Consider the following 18,473-nt stretch of genomic DNA (forward strand, 5'->3'; position numbering starts at 1 on the left):
AATAGACTTTGACAACCTAAATAAGCCTCTATAGAATAGCGCGCTCTTGAGGGAGCACTTCAAAAAATGCTACTCAAGTGGTCCTGCGTCCCCTTCGTCTAGTGGCCTAGGACCCCGCCCTTTCACGGCGGTAACAGGGGTTCGAACCCCCTAGGGGACGCCATATTTAAAAAGCCGGCTTAAAGCCGGCTTTTTTGTGCCTATAAGTTTTAATCATTAATGATGAAAACTTATTAAATAAAGTCAATAACCTGTCACTCTAATTGTTGTCACTGATAAATATTGATAGCATTAAACTCACTTTTCACTAACGGTATAACGAATGAATACTTCTGACTGTCTAGAGTTGTTGCATAGCAGGCAATCGCATAACAAGCTTGTTGCTCCGGCGCCAACCAAAGAACAGCTTAGTAATATGTTTAAGGCTGCATTAAGAGCTCCCGATCATGCCTTACTGAAGCCTTGGCGTTTTAGGGTATTTGAAGGAAAATCACTTGATAGACTTGGTGAGTTATTTGTTAAAGCTTCATTAGAGGAAAACTCTGAACTTAGCGAAGCGAAACTTGAAAAAATTAAAAATAAGCCACATCGCGCACCAATGGTAATTATTGCCTCCGCAGTACTGAAAGAGCATCCAAAAGTTCCTCACGTTGAGCAAATCCTGTCCACTGGAGCGAGTGTCCAAAACCTGTTGATGGCAGCTCACTTTCAAGGGATAGGGGCAATGTGGAGAACAGGGGGATTAGCTTTCAATCATTGTTTAATGGACTTACTTGGACTCGATCAAGATGAAGTTATTGTCGGTTTTGTTTACCTGGGAAAAGAAGAAGGGGACAAGAGAAAATTGAAACCAACACCTCATGAAGAGCATATTTTTTATATAACAGAATAAGCATTGCCTCAATTTCGCTGATAAAAAAAAGTAGCGCTAGAAAGCGCTACTTTAATTTTTGCCCAGTTTAATAAGTAACTAAAATTCTGCACTACCAGGCGTTCGTGGGAACGGAATTACGTCTCGGATATTTTGCATACCAGTCGCATAAGCTACCATTCTTTCAAAGCCCAAACCAAAACCTGCGTGAGGAACAGTGCCGTAGCGTCGCAAATCGCGATACCACCAGTAGTTTTCTTTGGGTAACCCCATCTCATCAATACGGCGATCAAGTACATCCAGTCGTTCTTCTCGCTGACTACCGCCAATAATTTCACCGATGCCTGGCGCTAGTACGTCCATCGCAGCTACTGTTTTTTCATCGTCATTGAGGCGCATATAAAAAGCTTTGATATCTTTAGGGTAGTTCATCAGAATCACCGGCCTGCCTACTTTTTCTTCAGCAAGGTAGCGTTCATGTTCAGATTGCAGATCAACACCCCATTCGACAGGGAATTCAAACTTTTTGCCACTTTCCTTTAGAATTCTAATTGCGTCAGTATAGTCCATTCGTTCGAACTGGTTATTCACAATACTTTCAAGGCGATCGATCACAGTCTTATCAATCCGTTGATTGAAGAAAGCTAAATCATCACCGCGTTCATCGAGTACGGCCCTGCATATATACTGAAGCATTTCTTCGGCCAGATCTGAGTCATCTTTGAGATCAGCAAATGCAATTTCCGGCTCTACCATCCAGAACTCAGCAAGGTGACGACTTGTATTTGAGTTCTCCGCACGGAAAGTCGGGCCAAAAGTGTAGACGCGTGATAGAGCGCTACAATAAGTTTCGACATTTAATTGTCCGGAAACGGTCAGGAAGGCTTCTTTTCCAAAGAAGTCCTGAGAGTAATCGACCTCACCCTTATCTGTTAGTGGTAAGTTGGCCTGATCCAGCGTACTCACTCTGAACATTTCACCGGCACCTTCACAATCACTGGCGGTAATTATTGGGGTGTGAATCCAGTTAAACTGTTTTTCATGCATAAAGCGGTGGATTGCCTGTGCCAGGCAGTTTCGTACGCGAGTCACTGCGCCTATCGCATTAGTTCTAGGACGCAGGTGAGCTACTGAGCGTAAAAATTCCATAGTGTGTGGCTTAGGCTGGATAGGGTAGCTGGATGGATCCTCAACCAGTCCTGTTACTTCAATTTCGCCGGCCTGAATTTCAAAAGACTGGCCTTGTCCCTGACTTTCAACTAACTTCCCTGTAACTATCATCGAAGCGCCAGTAGTGGCCTTTAAAATATCAGATTCGTAATTTTCGAGTTCAGCAGGAGCAATAACCTGAATGGGATTAAAGCAAGAACCGTCATGCAAATTTATAAATGAAAAGCCGGCTTTAGAATCCTTACGAGTTCTTACCCAACCTTTTACGGTCACCTGTGAGTCGGCGGCAACTTTTCCGCCTAAAAGGTCTGAAATTGACCAATGTGTGCTCATTTGCTAACTCCAATCACATATTTAGTGTTTATTGTATTGTTTCCTGTCTTCCAGCAGGTCCGGATACCAGGCAAGTCGGCAATGTTAACCTTGAATAAGCTTAACTTCCAGCCTAATAACACCAATAAGTCACACTACCTATAAAAAAGGGTTATACGGGCTAATATTTGACACCTTTTTATTCTCTAAAAGCTTTTAAAGGCTCTGTCATTCATTTATTCTTGCCGCATTCATTAATTAAGGAGTAGTTGATCTGATGTCCGCAAATACTAGTGAGTTTTACCGTTCACTTTGCCTTCAACTCGAGGGGTTGCTAGAAAATGAAAGGAATTGGATAACCAATTTGAGTCAATTTTCGGCTCTATTAAATATGAATCTGGATAGAATCAACTGGGTCGGGTTCTATTTAGCGAACTCTTCCGGAGATTTAAAGCTTGGGCCTTTCCAGGGAAATGTTGCATGTATCAATATTCCCCTAGGTAAAGGTGTTTGCGGTTCCGCGGCTGAGTCCAGAAAGACTATAGTCGTTGAAGACGTAGATAAGTTTGATGGTCACATTGCATGCGATGCAAGATCAAGAAGCGAAGTAGTTTGTCCGCTTGTTAAAGAGGGACAGCTTATCGGTGTTTTGGATATCGATAGCCCGGAAATAGGCCGGTTTAATGATGAAGATGCCAGAGGCCTGGAAACTTTAGTAAGTTTGCTGATAGAAATGACTGATTGGCCAGCTAACTGAGAAAATTGTTTTCTCACAGGTATCGTATAACTCTACACAGAAACGATACCTGCACAAATCTAAACCTTAGCCCGATTCAACCATGCTAATCAGTGGGATAATGCTTATACAACTCCTGATTACTCTGATCTTAGCCCCATCGATTTCACCATGTCTTTAGGTAGTTCCGGCAAAGAAGAGCGAGGAATTAGAAAGGTAGAAAGATTAAACAAGTCTTTAAAAAATCGGTTGTTTTGTGTTGTTTGCCTAAGATAGTCATGCCCAGAGCTACCACCAGTACCTATTTTTGAACCTAACATACGGTGTACCATAATCGTATGACGATATCGCCATTGAGTAAACTCTTCATCTACATCAACAAGCTTTGCAAGTAATTGAAAGGGCTGCTGGAATGCTGGCTCGTCTCGATAGAGGTTGATAAATACAGCACCTAAAACCGCTTTTTGGCTCATTCTCACATGCCCATCCTGTTTAAGCTGATTAAATTTCTTTTCATCGAAAAGAGCTTCAAATTGCTCTTTAGTCTTATTTAAATCTTTACGCTGAAATTCACGGTCAGAGTCGCTCAGGTAGTCCACGCTTTCAATAATTTCAAGATCACTTTCCAGCATCTTACTCACGGCGTCCTGATAAGCGTTAACAAAGGAAAAGCTATCTTTTTCCAGAAAAGGCATTCTTTCCAGCCAGGCTTCTACCTGATCAAATAAACTTGGCTCTGCCTCCATTTGCATTAAGTGGGCACGGTCCTTCTCATTTAAACGATTGTAAAATGATTTTATATCGAAATTGATCCGGTATTTCATTTTCAGGCCAAGCAAAATTTCTATTTCTTTAAACTGAATGCTTTGAAAGCCGCTTGCAGGTACCAGGTAGTCACGAAAATCGAGGAAATCCAGAGGAGTCATAGTCTCCAGTATGTTAATCTGTTGATTTAGCAATCTCTGAATTTGAATAACGCGGTCAAGGCGTTGAACAATACGACCATATTTATGACTATTTAACAGCGGTTGGTTAAAGGTCCGGTGTATCCATCTTAATTCGTGAAGAATCTGCTTAAACCAGAGCTCATAGGCTTGGTGTACGATGATAAACAACATTTCGTCGTGAGCTTCTTTTTCCTGATAATTTCCACTCACAGGTTGTTGTGTGTCGAGGAATTTGTCGAGTTGAAGATATTCACCGTAATAGCAGGGTTCTTGGTTCTTTTGCATCGCACACATCTGTTCTTCCTCATGAGCTCCCCCTGTTTAAACCGGGGATAAAATAATCGTAATATTCAGATAATCTAATATATTGGGTACCCTAGTCAAATTAAAAAAAGAATCAGGATTTAATGCTTAAATGAGTAGTAGTTCAATCTGTAAAATTCTGCCACTAACAAGACTGTTTATAAGTAACGATAATTTAACATATTGATTTGAAATAACTTTATTATTTTCTTCGGTAATTTTTAAGTTTGTAAATTCTTGCCAAGAAGTGCATGAATTTGAACTGAATCTCGCGTATAATCGGCGCCTCAAAAATTACTGAACATTAACCACCGGGATTTAATTGTAACAGCAGCAGAAAAATTCGCTAATCAGCAGTTACTTGTGAGCGAATTCACCTGGTGGTGGGGTTAAAGGGAAAACAAGGAAGAGCTTTAATGAGTCGTATTTTTGGTCACTATGTACCGCGCAGCTTAACAACTTTAGCATTCATCGAGTTTATTGTTGTCGTACTTGCATTTTATGCCGGTGTAGCACTTAGATTTTCCAATGATGAAATCACACCTGAGTTTCAGGATCTTCTTCATACCAAAGCGATAGTGTTCGCTGCAGCTGTCTTTCTATCTATGGTAGCGGTTGGGCTATATTCGAGAAGTATGCGCGAAGGCTTTATTCAGGTAGTTATAAAACTACTCATTTGTGTGTTTCTTGCCTTTTTCGCGTTAGTTACGCTTTATTACATCGCGCCCAGTTGGTTTGTTGGACGTGGCGTTTTTATGCTGTCACTGTCAATCACGTTTGTCGCACTAATCACTGTGCGCTCTATTTATGATTCATTAATAGATGCAAGGTTAATGAATTCCAGAATCCTGGTAATTGGTACAGGCGCTATGGCAAATCAGTTATCGTTTCTTCGCAGGAGAAGTGACTGGAGGGGAATGACGCTAGTTGGCTACTTGCATATCAAAGGAGACAAGGATGAAGTTGACGAAGCGAAAATTATTCGCTCCGAGCTCCCCTTAACAAAAATTGTAGCAGACTATGGAATTGATGAATTGATTGTTGCAGTTGATGAACATCGTAAGAACTACCCGGTAGATGAAATTATCAATTGCAAGATGAAAGGGATTCAGGTTACCGAGATTAGTGATTTCTTCGAAAAACGTTCTGGTAGATTACAAATTGATACTCTTCATCCTGGACGTTTTATTTTTATCGAAGGATTCAATCAGGACTACTCACGAATAGTTGTTAAACGCATTGTCGATATTGTGATGAGTATCTTTATGCTGATCATAACCGCACCAATTTATCCAATTCTAATATTTCTGATTAAGAAAGAGTCCGGATGGAAAGAACCCGTTTTTTACAGTCAAATCCGGGTGGGCCAGGATGAGCAAAATTTTACAATCTTTAAGTTTCGTAGCATGGTTGTCGACGCAGAAAAGTCAGGCGCACAATGGGCATCTAAAAATGACGCACGGGTAACCAAAGTCGGCGCAATCATGCGTAAAACCAGATTAGATGAATTGCCTCAGCTGTGGAATGTACTAAAAGGGGACATGAGCTTTGTCGGTCCAAGGCCAGAGCGTCCGGAGTTTGTCGAAAAACTTGCAGAAAATATTCCCTACTATCGAATGAGACACAGAGTTAAACCCGGAATCACGGGCTGGGCACAAGTCTGCTATCCTTATGGGGATGATGAGAAAGATGCCAAAGAAAAATTACAATACGATCTATACTACATTAAAAACTATAGTGTATTTTTGGATTTGACCATTCTTGCTCAAACCGCTCAGGTTATAATGTGGCAGAAAGGCGCAAGGTAGAAATTTTGGTTTAAGAGGCTTGAAGATTCAAGGCTTTGAAAGTGTTCTCAGGTAAGAGACATACAAATAATACGGAAATAACACACAAGGATAAATATGTACGAGTCATACTATAAGTTAACAGGCAAACCTTTCCAATTAGCGCCAGATCCCTTCTTTTTCTTCGGTAGTAGTACTCATAAGCGAGCATTAGCCTATTTAAAATATGGGTTGTCGCAGGGAGAAGGGTTCATTGTAGTTACCGGTGACGTTGGAACAGGAAAAAGTACGCTTGTAAGAACATTGTTCGGCTCGCTTGAAGGAAAGGACGATGTTGTTGCTGCGGAACTTATCAATACTCAGCTCGACTCTACTGATATATTACGAATGGTCGCGGCAACCTTTGGATTGGCGCACAAAGAAGTAGAAAAAGCCTCTCTGCTGAAAAATCTGGAAAACTTTTTTATCGCACGCTGCCGAGAAGGCAAGCGGTGCATGCTGGTTATTGATGAGGCCCAAAATCTTCCTTTTGAAACACTAGAAGAGTTACGAATGCTGTCCAATTTATATTACGATGGCAAAACGTTACTTCAAATTTTCCTGTTAGGGCAATCGGAGTTTAGAGAGCACCTAAGGGACCCAGGTCTTGAACAAGTACGCCAAAGAGTAACAGCCTCCTATCATCTCGCTCACCTGGATGTCGAGGAAACTCAGGCCTATATCGAGCATCGACTTAAAAAAGTTGGCTGGACTGATATGCCAACTTTTACCGCTGAGTCGTTTCAGTTGATATACGAATTTACCGAAGGTGTTCCTAGAAAAATAAATACCACCTGTGATCGATTATTACTCTACGGATTCCTCGAAGAAAAAACCAGAATCGATGGTGAAGTAGTAAAAATTGTTACAACTGAAATTACTGAAGAAAACGATGCAGGTAAGGATGCCGCTTCTAAATCCAAAACGCCACTTAGACGAGCGAGTGATACTGCTTTACCGGCCGATGCATCTTCTTTGGAAGTACGAGTGCATCACCTGGAAAAAGAGCTCGAAGATATGCGTACTCAATTTAGAAAAGAACGAGAATTTATGCGTAAAGTGGTTCAGATATCACTTAATTTCGACGATTAACATTAATTGGCGGCAAAAAAAAGGCTCCTATTGGAGCCTTTTTTATTTTTGAATTGCTATTTAGCGCTTTTCGATAGGCTGAACATCACGCTGGGAGCTACCCGTATACAACTGTCGCGGACGACCGATTTTTTGCGTTGGCTCTGCGATCATTTCACTCCATTGAGACACCCATCCAACTGTTCGAGCTAGTGCAAAAATTACAGTAAACATATTGGTTGGTATGCCTATTGCCTGCAAAATAATACCTGAATAGAAATCAACATTTGGATAAAGTTTTTTCTCAACAAAATATTGGTCTTCAAGAGCGATTCTTTCAAGCTCCATTGCTACTTTTAAGATAGGATCGTCCTTTTTACCAGTAGCCTCTAAAACTTCATGAGCACTTTCGCGCATGACCTTAGCTCTTGGATCGAAGTTCTTATAAACACGATGACCAAATCCCATTAATCGGAAAGGATCACTTTTATCTTTTGCTCGCGCTATGAACTCCGGAATACGACTTACATCACCAATTTCCTTAAGCATTGTGAGACAAGCCTCATTTGCGCCACCGTGAGCAGGCCCCCAAAGTGATGCGATACCCGCTGCAATACAGGCGAATGGGTTAGCGCCAGAAGAGCCTGCAAGTCTAACCGTCGAAGTAGAACAATTCTGTTCATGATCGGCGTGCAGTGTAAAAATTCTGTCCATTGCTTTAACAAGTACGGGATTTGGACGCTCGTCATGCGATGGCATGCTAAACATCTGGTTTAAGAAATTTTCTGCATAGGACATTTCGTTACGCGGATAAACAAAAGGGTGTCCCATTGAATAGCGGTAACACATTGCAGCTATAGTCGGTACCTTAGCTATCAAGCGGAAGGCACTTTTAACCCGGTGTTCCGGATTATTGATGTCTAGAGAATCGTGATAAAAAGCCGACAAGGCACCAACAACTCCAACCATGATAGCCATAGGGTGTGCATCTCGACGGAATCCGCGGAAGAACATAGCCAATTGCTCATGCACCATGGTGTGATTGTTTATTCTATCAACGAACTCTTCTTTTTCAGATTCGTTTGGAAGCTCACCGTTAAGCAATAAATACGCAACTTCCATGAAGTCACACTTTTCGGCTAACTGGTCAATAGGATAGCCTCGATATAGAAGTATTCCTTTCCCACCATCGATATAGGTGATTCGCGACTCACAGGAAGCCGTTGACATGAAACCTGGGTCGTAAGTGAAAACTCCGCTTTTTACTAGACCGGAGACGTCGATAACGTCATTACCTTCACTGGGAGAATACATTGGCAGGGTTAATTCTTCTCCCCCTGGAAGGGTGAGTTTGGCGGACTTATCCGTCATAATTGTTAGCTCCTGTTTATTCAATTTGCCTGTACTTTGCGGCGACTTAATGACAAATAGTCGCTATTTCACGTTCAATTTTTATTTTTCTACGAGCGCGCTACTATAATGCGAGAAAGATTTTTGTCAATGAAATTTGGCCTAGCCTTTAGTCTATATGTGTATAACGATAGTTTATTTTGATATAAATCAGTAAAAGTCAGCGATTCGTTGTAATCAGTGGCTCAGGCTTATATAATTCGCATCCGACGGGCTTCGGCTCGTAACAACAAAAGTTTAGCAGACTCAATTAATTCTGCTTAAAATAACAATCACTCAGACTCTTTATTTTCACAAATCGAGAAGAATAGATATCGTGAACAAAAATAGACCGGTTAACCTCAACCTTGGGGCGTTCAAATGGCCGATAACGGCTATATCGTCTGGGCTGCACCGTATTACGGGCATCCTGTTATTTCTATCAATCCCTTTCTGGCTTTGGGCTTTACAAGAAAGCTTTACCGCTGACGGATTTGTCTATGTAAAAGGCTTATTAAGCGGAATTATTGCCAAAGCTATCGCGTGGCTGCTGCTTTCAATGCTGGCTTACCACATCGTAGCGGGTGTACGCCATTTATTAATGGATGCAGGAATTGGTGAAACATTAGAAGGTGGTCGCCGCGGTTCTTATACCGTATTAGTACTTGGCGTACTTTCTGCAGCATTGATAGGAGTTTGGCTATGGTAACTTCAGCAACAAGTTTGGGCAGAAGTGGGCTGCACGACTGGATAATCCAAAGAATTACCGCGGTTGTTTTGGCTGCCTATGTCATTTATTTCCTTGGCTTCATATTCTCAGCAGAAGTTATTGAGTTTTCTGTCTGGAAGCATTTGTTTTCGCAAGTTTGGTTTAAGGTATTCTCGTTACTGGCTCTAGCGTCAATTGTATTTCACGCCTGGATTGGAATGTGGATCGTTTCGACAGATTACATTAAGCCGACAGGAATCCGCTTGGTATTTCAAGCCTTCGTTATTCTATTTTGTTTTGCGTGCCTGATTTGGGGCGCTCAGATTCTTTGGGGTGTATAAATGGGTGTTCCAGTTTACACTTTTGATGCGGTAATCGTTGGCGGCGGCGGAGCAGGAATGCGTGCCTCGCTTCAGTTAGCCAAATCCGGTCAAAAAGTAGCATTAATTTCAAAAGTATTTCCAACTCGATCTCATACCGTATCTGCACAGGGTGGTATTACGGTAGCGCTTGGCAACTCTCATGATGACGACTGGCGCTGGCATATGTTTGATACTGTAAAAGGTTCAGACTATATCGGCGATCAAGATGCTATCGAGTACATGTGTCAAAACGGTCCTGATGCCATATTAGAGCTAGATCATATGGGCCTTCCTTTCTCGCGCCTGGATAATGGCAAAATTTACCAAAGACCATTCGGCGGTCAGTCTAAAGAGTTTGGTGGTGAGCAAGCTGCTCGTACCGCCGCTGCAGCAGACCGTACCGGACACGCGCTTTTACATACGCTTTATCAGCAGAATTTGGCAGCAAAAACCCAGTTCTTCAATGAATGGTATGCGATTGATCTGCTAATGAACGACGAAGGCCAGTGTTGCGGTGTTTTCGCCATGTCTATCGAATCGGGCGAAGTTGCGCTATTCAAGTCACGCGCTACAGTATTTGCAACAGGTGGTGCAGGGCGTATTTTCCAATCGACTACTAATGCATTAATCAATACTGGTGACGGTGTTGGTATGGCTCTTCGAGCTGGTATTCCTGTTCAAGACATTGAAATGTGGCAATTCCACCCAACCGGTATCGCCGGCGCCGGTGTACTTGTTACTGAAGGTTGTCGTGGTGAAGGTGGTTACCTGATCAATAAAGACGGTGAGCGCTTCATGGAGCGTTACGCGCCAAATGCTAAAGATTTGGCAAGTCGTGACGTGGTTGCACGCTCCATGACCAAAGAAATTCTTGAAGGTCGCGGCTGCGGTGCAAATGGTGATCACGTATTCCTTAAGCTCGATCATCTGGGAGCTGACACTCTGGAGTCAAAATTGCCAGGTATATGCGAATTGTCTCGAACTTTCGCTCACGCAGATCCAGTAAAAGAGCCGATTCCGGTAGTACCAACTTGTCACTATATGATGGGTGGTATTCCAACTAATAAATATGGTCAGGTAATCGGTAAGAAATCTGGTCAGGAAGAATATGTTGTCGACGGTTTATACGCTGTCGGCGAAATTGCCTGTGTATCGGTTCACGGAGCAAATCGTCTGGGTGGAAACTCTTTACTTGATCTGGTTGTATTCGGTCGCGCTGCAGGTATGCATCTTGAGACAGCACTGGCTGAGGGTATGCCGCAAAGTGACTTTACCGACGAAAATGTTGACGCGACTATGGCGCGCTACAACCGTTGGGAATCTTCTGAAGGTGGTGAGGACCCAGTTGCAATCCGTAAGGAAATGCAACAAATCATGCAAAATCACTTTGGCGTATTCCGTACTGGAGAGCTTATGGCTAAAGGTATGGTTGAGCTGGAAAAAGTCGCAGATAGACTAAAATCAGCCGGCTTGTCAGACAAATCCAAAGCCTTCAATACCATGCGTATCGAATGCCTTGAATTGGATAACTTGATGGCGACAGCCAGAGCAACCGCAAAAGCAGCTAACTATCGTGAAGAAAGCCGTGGCGCACATAGCCGTGAAGATTACCCGGATCGTGATGACGAGAATTGGTTAACTCACACTATCTACTATCCGGAAACTCATGAAATGGACCGACGTCCTGTTAATATGAGCCCGGTGACAGTAGAAGCTTTCCCACCAAAAGCAAGAACATACTAGGGGATGTATTGAGATGAAGATGAAATTTTCAATTTATCGTTATAATCCTGATACCGATACAAAACCTCGTATGCAGGACTATGAGCTTGAAGTAGAAGAAGGCTCGGACATGATGGTGCTTGACGCACTATTGGCATTGAAAGAGCAAGATTCGACTCTGGCTTTCCGTCGTAGTTGCCGTGAAGGTGTTTGCGGGTCGGATGGTCTGAATATGAATGGCAAGAATGGACTGGCATGTATTACTCCTTTGAGCGCGCTTAAAGGCAACACTGTTGTCATTCGTCCATTACCGGGTCTTCCTGTAATTCGTGACCTGGTTGTTGATATGGCTCAGTTCTACCGTCAATACGAGAAGGTAAGACCTTATCTTATTAACAATGACGAGCCACCGGCTCGAGAGCATCTGCAGTCTCCTGAAGACAGATCGAAACTGGACGGCCTCTATGAATGTATTCTTTGTGCTTGTTGTAGCACATCTTGTCCTTCGTTCTGGTGGAATCCTGACAAATTTGTCGGACCATCCGGTTTGTTGCAAGCCTACCGCTTCCTGATCGATAGCCGTGACACTGAAACTCAGTCTCGTCTGGCTGATTTGGACGATGCTTATAGCGTTTTCCGTTGTCGTGGAATCATGAACTGTGTTGATGTTTGTCCAAAAGGCTTAAATCCAACTCAAGCCATTGGCCATATTCGCTCAATGCTATTGAAGCAAGGGGTATAATTAATCAAAGCAGAGCCCCGTTTTTAGCTGATTCTCTTTAGGTAATCGGCTGGAGAATAATCGATTTTAGACTAAAATTGCTTATACAGGGCTTTGCGGAAATATAAGATGGTAGCTTTGAAGGAGCTTGGGCTTAACGGACTGTCATCTTGAATAGTGGTTAATTTAGATAAAAAAAGCCTTTAGTTTTATGCTGGAGGCTTTTTTATTTTAATCTGTTTGGCTAATTAGGCTGGTTATTTGGACTGATCCAGGCAAATAACACCCTCAAATTAGAATTCGGTATATACAATCGTCTAAAGATTGATCCAGGCGGGTAGTCTTTTATCTATTAAGTCACTATAATACGCGCAAATTTTTAGGGCATTTGATTATCTTAATCCATGCCTTCGATGATCTCTTTAATTTCAACCAAAAGTGGAAAGTAAATCATGAACTTACACGAGTATCAGGGTAAGCTTTTATTCAAAGAATATGGCTTGCCGGTATCAAATGGTATTGCTGTTGATTCTCCAAAGGCGGCTTTTGAAGCAGCTGGACAAATCGGCGGTGATAAGTGGGTAGTAAAAGCACAGGTTCACGCAGGTGGACGCGGAAAGGCTGGCGGTGTAAAGCTGGTTGACACCAAAGAAGAAGTTAAAGAGTTTGCAAAGCAGTGGCTTGGTAAAAACCTGGTTACATACCAAACAGACGAAAAAGGACAGCCAGTTACTAAAATTCTGGTTGAAGATTGCACTGACATTGACCAGGAATTATATCTTGGTGCGGTTGTTGATCGTTCGACTCGTCGAATCGTTTTCATGGCATCTACTGAAGGTGGTGTTGAAATCGAGAAGGTAGCAGAAGAAACCCCGGAAAAAATTCACAAAGCTATCATTGATCCTTTAGTTGGTGCACAACCATATCAGGGCCGTGAGTTAGCTTTCAAAATGGGGCTGGAAGGCAAAAATGTTAAACAGTTTACTCATATTTTCATGCAATTGGCCAAATTGTTTGATGATATGGATCTGGCACTCCTGGAAGTGAATCCATTGGTTATTACTACTGGCGGAGATCTTCACTGTCTGGATGCAAAAATCAATATTGATGGCAACGCAGTTTACCGTCACCCGCGTCTTCGCGATATGCACGATCCAAGTCAGGAAGATGAGCGCGAAGCACACGCAGCTTCTTTCGACCTTAACTATGTTGCACTAGACGGTAACATCGGTTGTATGGTTAATGGTGCCGGTCTTGCTATGGGAACCATGGACATTGTTAACTTGCACGGTGGCTCTCCTGCAAACTTCCTTGACGTAGGCGGTGGCGCGACAAAAGAACGCGTTGTTGAAGCATTCAAAATCATTTTGACTGACGACAATGTCAAAGCCGTTCTTGTTAATATTTTTGGTGGTATTGTTCGTTGTGACCTTATCGCTGAAGGTATCATCGGTGCAGTAGAAGAAGTAGGCGTTGAAGTTCCTGTTGTTGTTCGACTTGAAGGTAATAACGCAGAACTGGGTCAAAAAGTATTAGCTGACAGTGGATTAAATATTATCGCTGCGACCAGTTTAAGAGATGCAGCAGAAAAAGTTGTTGCAGCAGCGGAGGGTAAATAAATGAGCGTTTTAATCGACAAAAATACTAAAGTAATTTGTCAGGGTTTCACTGGCTCACAAGGTACCTTCCACTCAGAACAAGCGATCGAGTACGGTACGCAAATGGTTGGTGGCGTGACTCCTGGTAAAGGTGGTCAAAAACATCTGGGTCTTCCTGTATTCAACACAGTGAAAGAAGCTGTAGAAGAAACCGGTGCTGAAGCATCTGTAATCTATGTTCCAGCGCCTTTCTGTAAGGACTCTATTCTGGAAGCGGCCAATGCCGGTATTAAGCTTATCGTTTGTATCACTGAAGGTATTCCTACGCTAGATATGCTGGATGCAAAAGTTAAGTGTGACGAGTTGGGTGTTCGTTTGATCGGACCTAACTGCCCGGGCGTTATCACTCCGGGAGAATGTAAAATTGGTATTATGCCAGGCCACATTCATAAGCCTGGTAAAGTAGGTATCGTTTCTCGCTCTGGTACTTTGACTTATGAAGCAGTTAAGCAAACGACTGACGCTGGTTTTGGTCAATCTACTTGTGTTGGTATCGGTGGCGACCCGATTCCCGGTACTAACTTTATTGACGTATTGGAAATGTTCCAAAACGATCCTAAAACCGAAGCAATTGTTATGATTGGTGAAATCGGTGGTACAGCTGAAGAAGAAGCGGCGGCTTACATTAAAGCTAATGTAACTAAGCCTGTTGTTTCTTACATCGCTGGTGTTACTGCTCCTCCAGGAAAGCGTATGGGCCATGCCGGTGCGATCATTTCAGGCGGCAAAGGTACAGCGGATGAAAAGTTTGCAGCACTGGAAGATGCCGGTGTTAAAACAGTTCGAAGCCTGGCCGATATCGGCGATGCGCTAAAAGAAATTACCGGTTGGTAATCAGCTTTTAATAAAAAAACCAGCTTCGGCTGGTTTTTTTATGTTTGAAATTCTAAGGCATAAAGATTAAGTTAATATATTGCCTGGAAAATATTCAAATTCATATTCAGATTTATCACCTTTATGCACAAGCTGCTCATTTTCGTATACGCTTTATTTTCCTTTACAGCAGTAGCTGAGGAAGCCGGTTTGGAGTCTTTAATCGAAAATTTTTACCAAGCAAATGATGTAAAAGAATCTCTGAATATAGCAGACTCAATCATCGCTGAAGCTCACGGGTTAGAGCAAATTTATCCGCTGTTGAGAGCTTACAAACCCAAAGCTTTTCCTATTTCAAAGCACTTTTATAAAAAGGCCAGCAAACGGAATGACGGATTGAGCTATCTTTACGCAATTGAAATACCTGAAAATTACGATGCAAAAAAAAACTACCCGGTAGTTTTTCTACTCCATGGCGGCGTTAGACGTCAAAAGTGGAAAATGAGTCAAACCTGGTGGCCCCGTGACGTATCTAATGGATTGGATGACTATATAAAAATTTACCCGACAGGGTGGCACAAGTCTTTGTGGTGGTCTCCTCAGCAGGTAGACAATATTCTGGAGATTCTCGCCGAAGTCAAAAGAAGCTACAACGTTGATACAAGTCGGGTTTATTTAAGCGGCTTATCTGATGGCGCGTCGGGAAGTTATTTTATCGCATCCAGATTACCTGACTTGTTTGCAGCTGTGGCGCCGGTAATTGGTTCACCGTCTGTCTTAGCTGACAAAAAAAACGGAATTAGTGAAGAGACATATCCGGTAAACCTGACTAACACGCCATTTTTATCTATTTCAGCGGACAAGGATACGCTTTATAAACCAAAAGACGTTGAACCCTACATCAGGTACTTTCAACATATTGGAGTAAATATCCAGTTCGTGGTAACCAGCGGGTATCATAATTTCAAACCTTTCAAGAATGAGCTAAATAGAATACTCGAATTTTTTAGTAAAAATATTAGACAAACAACCGAAAAACATCTGGTGTTGCAAGTCGACGAAAGTTTTAACAGAAAGCGCTCAGGATGGGTAGTTGTGAACTCTTTGTCACAGAAAGAAAAAGGTAGTCCCGTAAAAGGTCTTTTAGAAAGTAAGAAAAAAAGTGGCTTGATCGAAGTAAGAGCAGAAAATAATGATATTTATACTTACACAAAAGGGATCGGCTCGTTCACGCTTCTTTTTTCAAAAGAGCAGTTTAATTTTGATAAACCCGTTCGTATTTTCCACAATGATCACTTGATAGTTTCCAGAAATCTAACCCCGGATATCAAGACGCTTCTAAACTGGGCTGCTAAAGATAAAGACCCTCAAAGGCTATTTGTTGCACAAATGGAGTTTAAAGTGAGCAGTTAGCCGGCTCAGAGTAATGATAATGTATGGTATATTGATTTATATCAACTTGTATTCCGGGTTCAATTTCTACAATGTTGTCCACCTTTAACATAGGTTTAGTATGACTGATTTAAACACCTCAAAACAATCTCTAGCTCTAGTCCGCGAAGAGATAGACAAAATTGACCAGGCTTTGATTGACTTGTTGCGACAGCGGTCAGAGTGTGTTGAAAAAATTGCAAAAATAAAGTGTGAAGGCAAACTATCGATATACGATAGTGAAAGAGAAAATAAGATTCTGGAAGAGAAAACACAGAATAATCCCACACTTTATCAGTCAGTTGATTTGGCTAATATTTTCCACGCGATTTTGCGAGCAGGTTTAAACCAACAGTTACTATACCGATCTGAACATGAGGATTAGCTGTGGAGCTGGTGTGTCCGGCAGGTAACTATCAATCCCTGATTAAAGCAGTCGATAATGGCGCAAACGCCGTCTATATTGGCTTAAAAAACGAAACCAATGCTCGTCATTTTGCGGGCCTGAACTTCACTGAAGCACAGATCTCACAGGCGATAGATTATGCCCATCAAAAAGGCAGTAAGGTCTATTGCGCGATCAATACCTATCCCAGAGAAAACTCATGGCATAAGTGGGCCTATTCGGTTGACCAGGCAATGGACCTGGGCATAGATACACTAATCGTCGCAGACATAGGCGTGATGGATTACATTCGCTCGCGTTCAGACAGTTTCCCTATCCATTTATCAGTCCAGGCATCAGCCACCAACCCTGAAAGCCTGAACTTTTATCATCGGCAATTCGCTATTCGTCGGGCAGTTCTACCCAGAGTCCTGTCTCTGGCTCAAGTATCAAAGCTTGCACAAACTGCGCCGGTTGAAATCGAAGTGTTCGGCTTTGGCAGTCTTTGTATTATGGCTGAAGGACGTTGCTATTTATCCTCCTATATGACTGGCGAATCCCCAAACACGCAAGGAGTTTGCTCTCCGGCATCCCACGTTCGATGGGAAGACAGAGGCGATGTGTTAGAGTCACGTTTGAACGGTCTTTTGATTGATCGCTTTGGCGAAAATGAAAACGCTGGTTACCCAACCTTATGTAAAGGTCGTTTTGACGTCGGAGGAAAAATTCAGCACGCACTGGAAGAACCTACCAGCCTGAACACCATGGACATTCTCCCTGAACTCTACCAGGCCAATGTTGCGGCGATTAAAGTGGAAGGACGACAAAGAAGTCCCGCCTACGTCGCATCGGTCACCAAAGCCTGGCGCCAGGCAATTGATCAGGTAGTCAAACAAAACCAGAAGGTAGGGCAAGAAACTATCCACAAGCTCGCCGAGTTTGCCGAAGGAAAACAAACAACCATTGGCGCTTACGAGCGAAGCTGGCAATAGGCCTTTACTAAACCAAGAATTAAAAATAACGAATTAACATGAAACTATCATTAGCAGCCGTTCCTTACTTTTGGTCAAAAGAAGCCTATTTCGATTTTTATCAAAAAGTCGTAAACTCACCTGTCGACATCGTATATCTAGGTGAAACAGTCTGTTCAAAAAGAAGAAGTATGAAGCTGGCTGACTGGATTAAAATTGCCGAGGAACTAGTAATTGCGGGCAAAGAAGTTGTGCTTTCGACTATGACCTTACTAGAAGCCGAGTCGGAATTGAAGTATTTAAGCAACATTTCCAAACAGAAAGATTTCTTAATTGAATCAAACGATATGTCTTCTATTCAGATAGCAAGTGAAAACCAAAATTCATTTGTTGCCGGATGTGCGATTAATCTTTATAACAGTCGTACCATGAATCGACTATATAGATTAGGGATGAGGCGTTGGTCGGTACCTGTTGAATTAGGTAAAGATGATTTAGCCCCTTTAGTTTCAGTAGCAAAGGAAAAGGGCATCGAAGTAGAATATCAGGTTTTTGGACGTATGCCGCTAGCTTATTCAGCGCGTTGTTTTACAGCCAGACATCACGAGCTTCCTAAAGATGATTGCCAATTTATGTGTAAGGAGTACGAAGATGGAATCTTGGTTAAAACACAGGAAGGTGACAGCTTTGCTCAGATAAATGGCATTCAAACACAGTCTTCCAAAGTTACCAACCTTATCGATCGTTTAAAAGATCTCAAAGAAACAGGGGTTGATATAGCTCGCATTGTTCCTGTCAGAGCAGAAGATACGCTCAAGGTCATTGAGTTATTTGCAAATGTGATCAATGTTCATGATGATGTAAGCGATAAACAGGATCTGGATAGCCTAACTGGAAACTATGAATACTGTAATGGTTACTGGTTACAAATAGAAGGGATGAAGCTGGTTGCTCCGTAATTTTTTGTCCAATAATTCGAAGAACCTTATTTACATCAACAATGCTTTAATTAGCTGTTTAGGATTAGACTAAAAGTCTTAAAAAAATAAATCAAGTTTCCGAACTTTTAAGAAGTT

The 18,473-nt window shown here is 42.2% G+C and carries 17 protein-coding genes and 1 tRNA gene; 15 read left to right on the forward strand and 3 right to left on the reverse strand.

The genetic code is table 11. The annotated features are described in order from the left end of the window. The first annotated feature begins 87 nt into the window (after nt 1-87). Nucleotides 88-163 (forward strand) — tRNA-Glu (locus IYN84_RS04835). A 159-nt stretch (nt 164-322) separates the two neighbouring features. After that, complete coding sequence (locus tag IYN84_RS04840; RefSeq protein WP_196138026.1) at nt 323-892, forward strand: nitroreductase; 570 nt, start codon at nt 323-325, stop codon at nt 890-892. Between the two features lie 78 nt (nt 893-970). Here IYN84_RS04840 and asnS read toward each other — a convergent pair whose 3' ends face one another. After that, complete coding sequence (gene asnS / locus IYN84_RS04845) at nt 971-2,374, reverse strand: asparagine--tRNA ligase (RefSeq protein WP_196138027.1); 1,404 nt, start codon at nt 2,372-2,374, stop codon at nt 971-973. A gap of 256 nt (nt 2,375-2,630) precedes the next feature. Here asnS and IYN84_RS04850 point away from each other — a divergent pair, with 256 nt between their 5' ends. Continuing rightward, the gene (locus tag IYN84_RS04850) at nt 2,631-3,110 is read left to right on the forward strand and encodes a GAF domain-containing protein (RefSeq protein ID WP_196138028.1); all 480 of its coding nucleotides are present in this window, start codon (nt 2,631-2,633) and stop codon (nt 3,108-3,110) included. A gap of 119 nt (nt 3,111-3,229) precedes the next feature. Here IYN84_RS04850 and IYN84_RS04855 read toward each other — a convergent pair whose 3' ends face one another. Further along, a complete protein-coding gene (locus IYN84_RS04855) occupies nt 3,230-4,321 on the reverse strand; it encodes a tryptophan 2,3-dioxygenase family protein (protein ID WP_196138029.1) in 1,092 nt (363 codons plus the stop codon). 434 nt (nt 4,322-4,755) lie between these two features. Here IYN84_RS04855 and IYN84_RS04860 point away from each other — a divergent pair, with 434 nt between their 5' ends. Together IYN84_RS04860 and IYN84_RS04865 are read left to right on the forward strand one after the other, a co-directional pair. Then, entirely contained in the window at nt 4,756-6,147 is a 1,392-nt protein-coding gene (locus tag IYN84_RS04860; protein ID WP_196138030.1) for a TIGR03013 family XrtA/PEP-CTERM system glycosyltransferase, read from the forward strand. Nucleotides 6,148-6,243: 96 nt separating this feature from the next. Further along, nucleotides 6,244-7,257, forward strand: coding sequence for an XrtA/PEP-CTERM system-associated ATPase (locus tag IYN84_RS04865; RefSeq protein WP_196138031.1), 1,014 nt, complete (start codon nt 6,244-6,246; stop codon nt 7,255-7,257). Nucleotides 7,258-7,317: 60 nt separating this feature from the next. Here the strand turns inward: IYN84_RS04865 and gltA are convergent, their stop codons facing one another. Continuing rightward, nucleotides 7,318-8,607, reverse strand: a complete 1,290-nt coding sequence (gene gltA / locus IYN84_RS04870) for a citrate synthase (protein ID WP_196138032.1) — start codon at nt 8,605-8,607, stop codon at nt 7,318-7,320. 355 nt (nt 8,608-8,962) lie between these two features. On the opposite strand from gltA, the gene sdhC reads away from it, so the two are divergent. The 10 genes from sdhC to IYN84_RS04920 all read left to right on the forward strand — a co-directional run bounded on the left by sdhC (nt 8,963) and on the right by IYN84_RS04920 (nt 18,356). Next, on the forward strand, nt 8,963-9,334 hold the full coding sequence (gene sdhC, locus IYN84_RS04875) for a succinate dehydrogenase, cytochrome b556 subunit (protein WP_196138033.1): 372 nt from the start codon (nt 8,963-8,965) through the stop codon (nt 9,332-9,334). Beyond that, complete coding sequence (gene sdhD / locus IYN84_RS04880) at nt 9,328-9,675, forward strand: succinate dehydrogenase, hydrophobic membrane anchor protein (protein ID WP_196138034.1); 348 nt, start codon at nt 9,328-9,330, stop codon at nt 9,673-9,675. The genes sdhC and sdhD overlap by 7 nt, the downstream gene beginning before the upstream one ends. Continuing rightward, nucleotides 9,676-11,439: a succinate dehydrogenase flavoprotein subunit gene (sdhA, locus tag IYN84_RS04885; RefSeq protein ID WP_196138035.1), complete on the forward strand. Its 1,764-nt coding sequence runs from the start codon at nt 9,676-9,678 to the stop codon at nt 11,437-11,439. A 19-nt stretch (nt 11,440-11,458) separates the two neighbouring features. Then, nucleotides 11,459-12,160, forward strand: a complete 702-nt coding sequence (locus IYN84_RS04890; protein ID WP_305852093.1) for a succinate dehydrogenase iron-sulfur subunit — start codon at nt 11,459-11,461, stop codon at nt 12,158-12,160. Between the two features lie 431 nt (nt 12,161-12,591). After that, nucleotides 12,592-13,758, forward strand: coding sequence for an ADP-forming succinate--CoA ligase subunit beta (sucC, locus tag IYN84_RS04895; RefSeq protein ID WP_196138037.1), 1,167 nt, complete (start codon nt 12,592-12,594; stop codon nt 13,756-13,758). Beyond that, nucleotides 13,759-14,631 (forward strand): succinate--CoA ligase subunit alpha, encoded by an 873-nt coding sequence (gene sucD, locus IYN84_RS04900; protein ID WP_196138038.1) that lies wholly within the window; start codon nt 13,759-13,761, stop codon nt 14,629-14,631. A 189-nt stretch (nt 14,632-14,820) separates the two neighbouring features. Next, nucleotides 14,821-16,023: a PHB depolymerase family esterase gene (locus tag IYN84_RS04905; RefSeq protein ID WP_210330296.1), complete on the forward strand. Its 1,203-nt coding sequence runs from the start codon at nt 14,821-14,823 to the stop codon at nt 16,021-16,023. Between the two features lie 100 nt (nt 16,024-16,123). Beyond that, on the forward strand, nt 16,124-16,426 hold the full coding sequence (locus tag IYN84_RS04910) for a chorismate mutase (RefSeq protein ID WP_196138040.1): 303 nt from the start codon (nt 16,124-16,126) through the stop codon (nt 16,424-16,426). 2 nt (nt 16,427-16,428) lie between these two features. Further along, the gene (locus IYN84_RS04915; protein ID WP_196138041.1) at nt 16,429-17,418 is read left to right on the forward strand and encodes a peptidase U32 family protein; all 990 of its coding nucleotides are present in this window, start codon (nt 16,429-16,431) and stop codon (nt 17,416-17,418) included. Nucleotides 17,419-17,456: 38 nt separating this feature from the next. Then, nucleotides 17,457-18,356, forward strand: a complete 900-nt coding sequence (locus tag IYN84_RS04920; RefSeq protein WP_196138042.1) for a U32 family peptidase — start codon at nt 17,457-17,459, stop codon at nt 18,354-18,356. Nucleotides 18,357-18,473: the final 117 nt, after the last annotated feature.

It is taken from the genome of Aliikangiella sp. G2MR2-5 (genome assembly GCF_015687155.1).
Classification (GTDB): Bacteria; Pseudomonadota; Gammaproteobacteria; order Enterobacterales; family Kangiellaceae; genus Aliikangiella.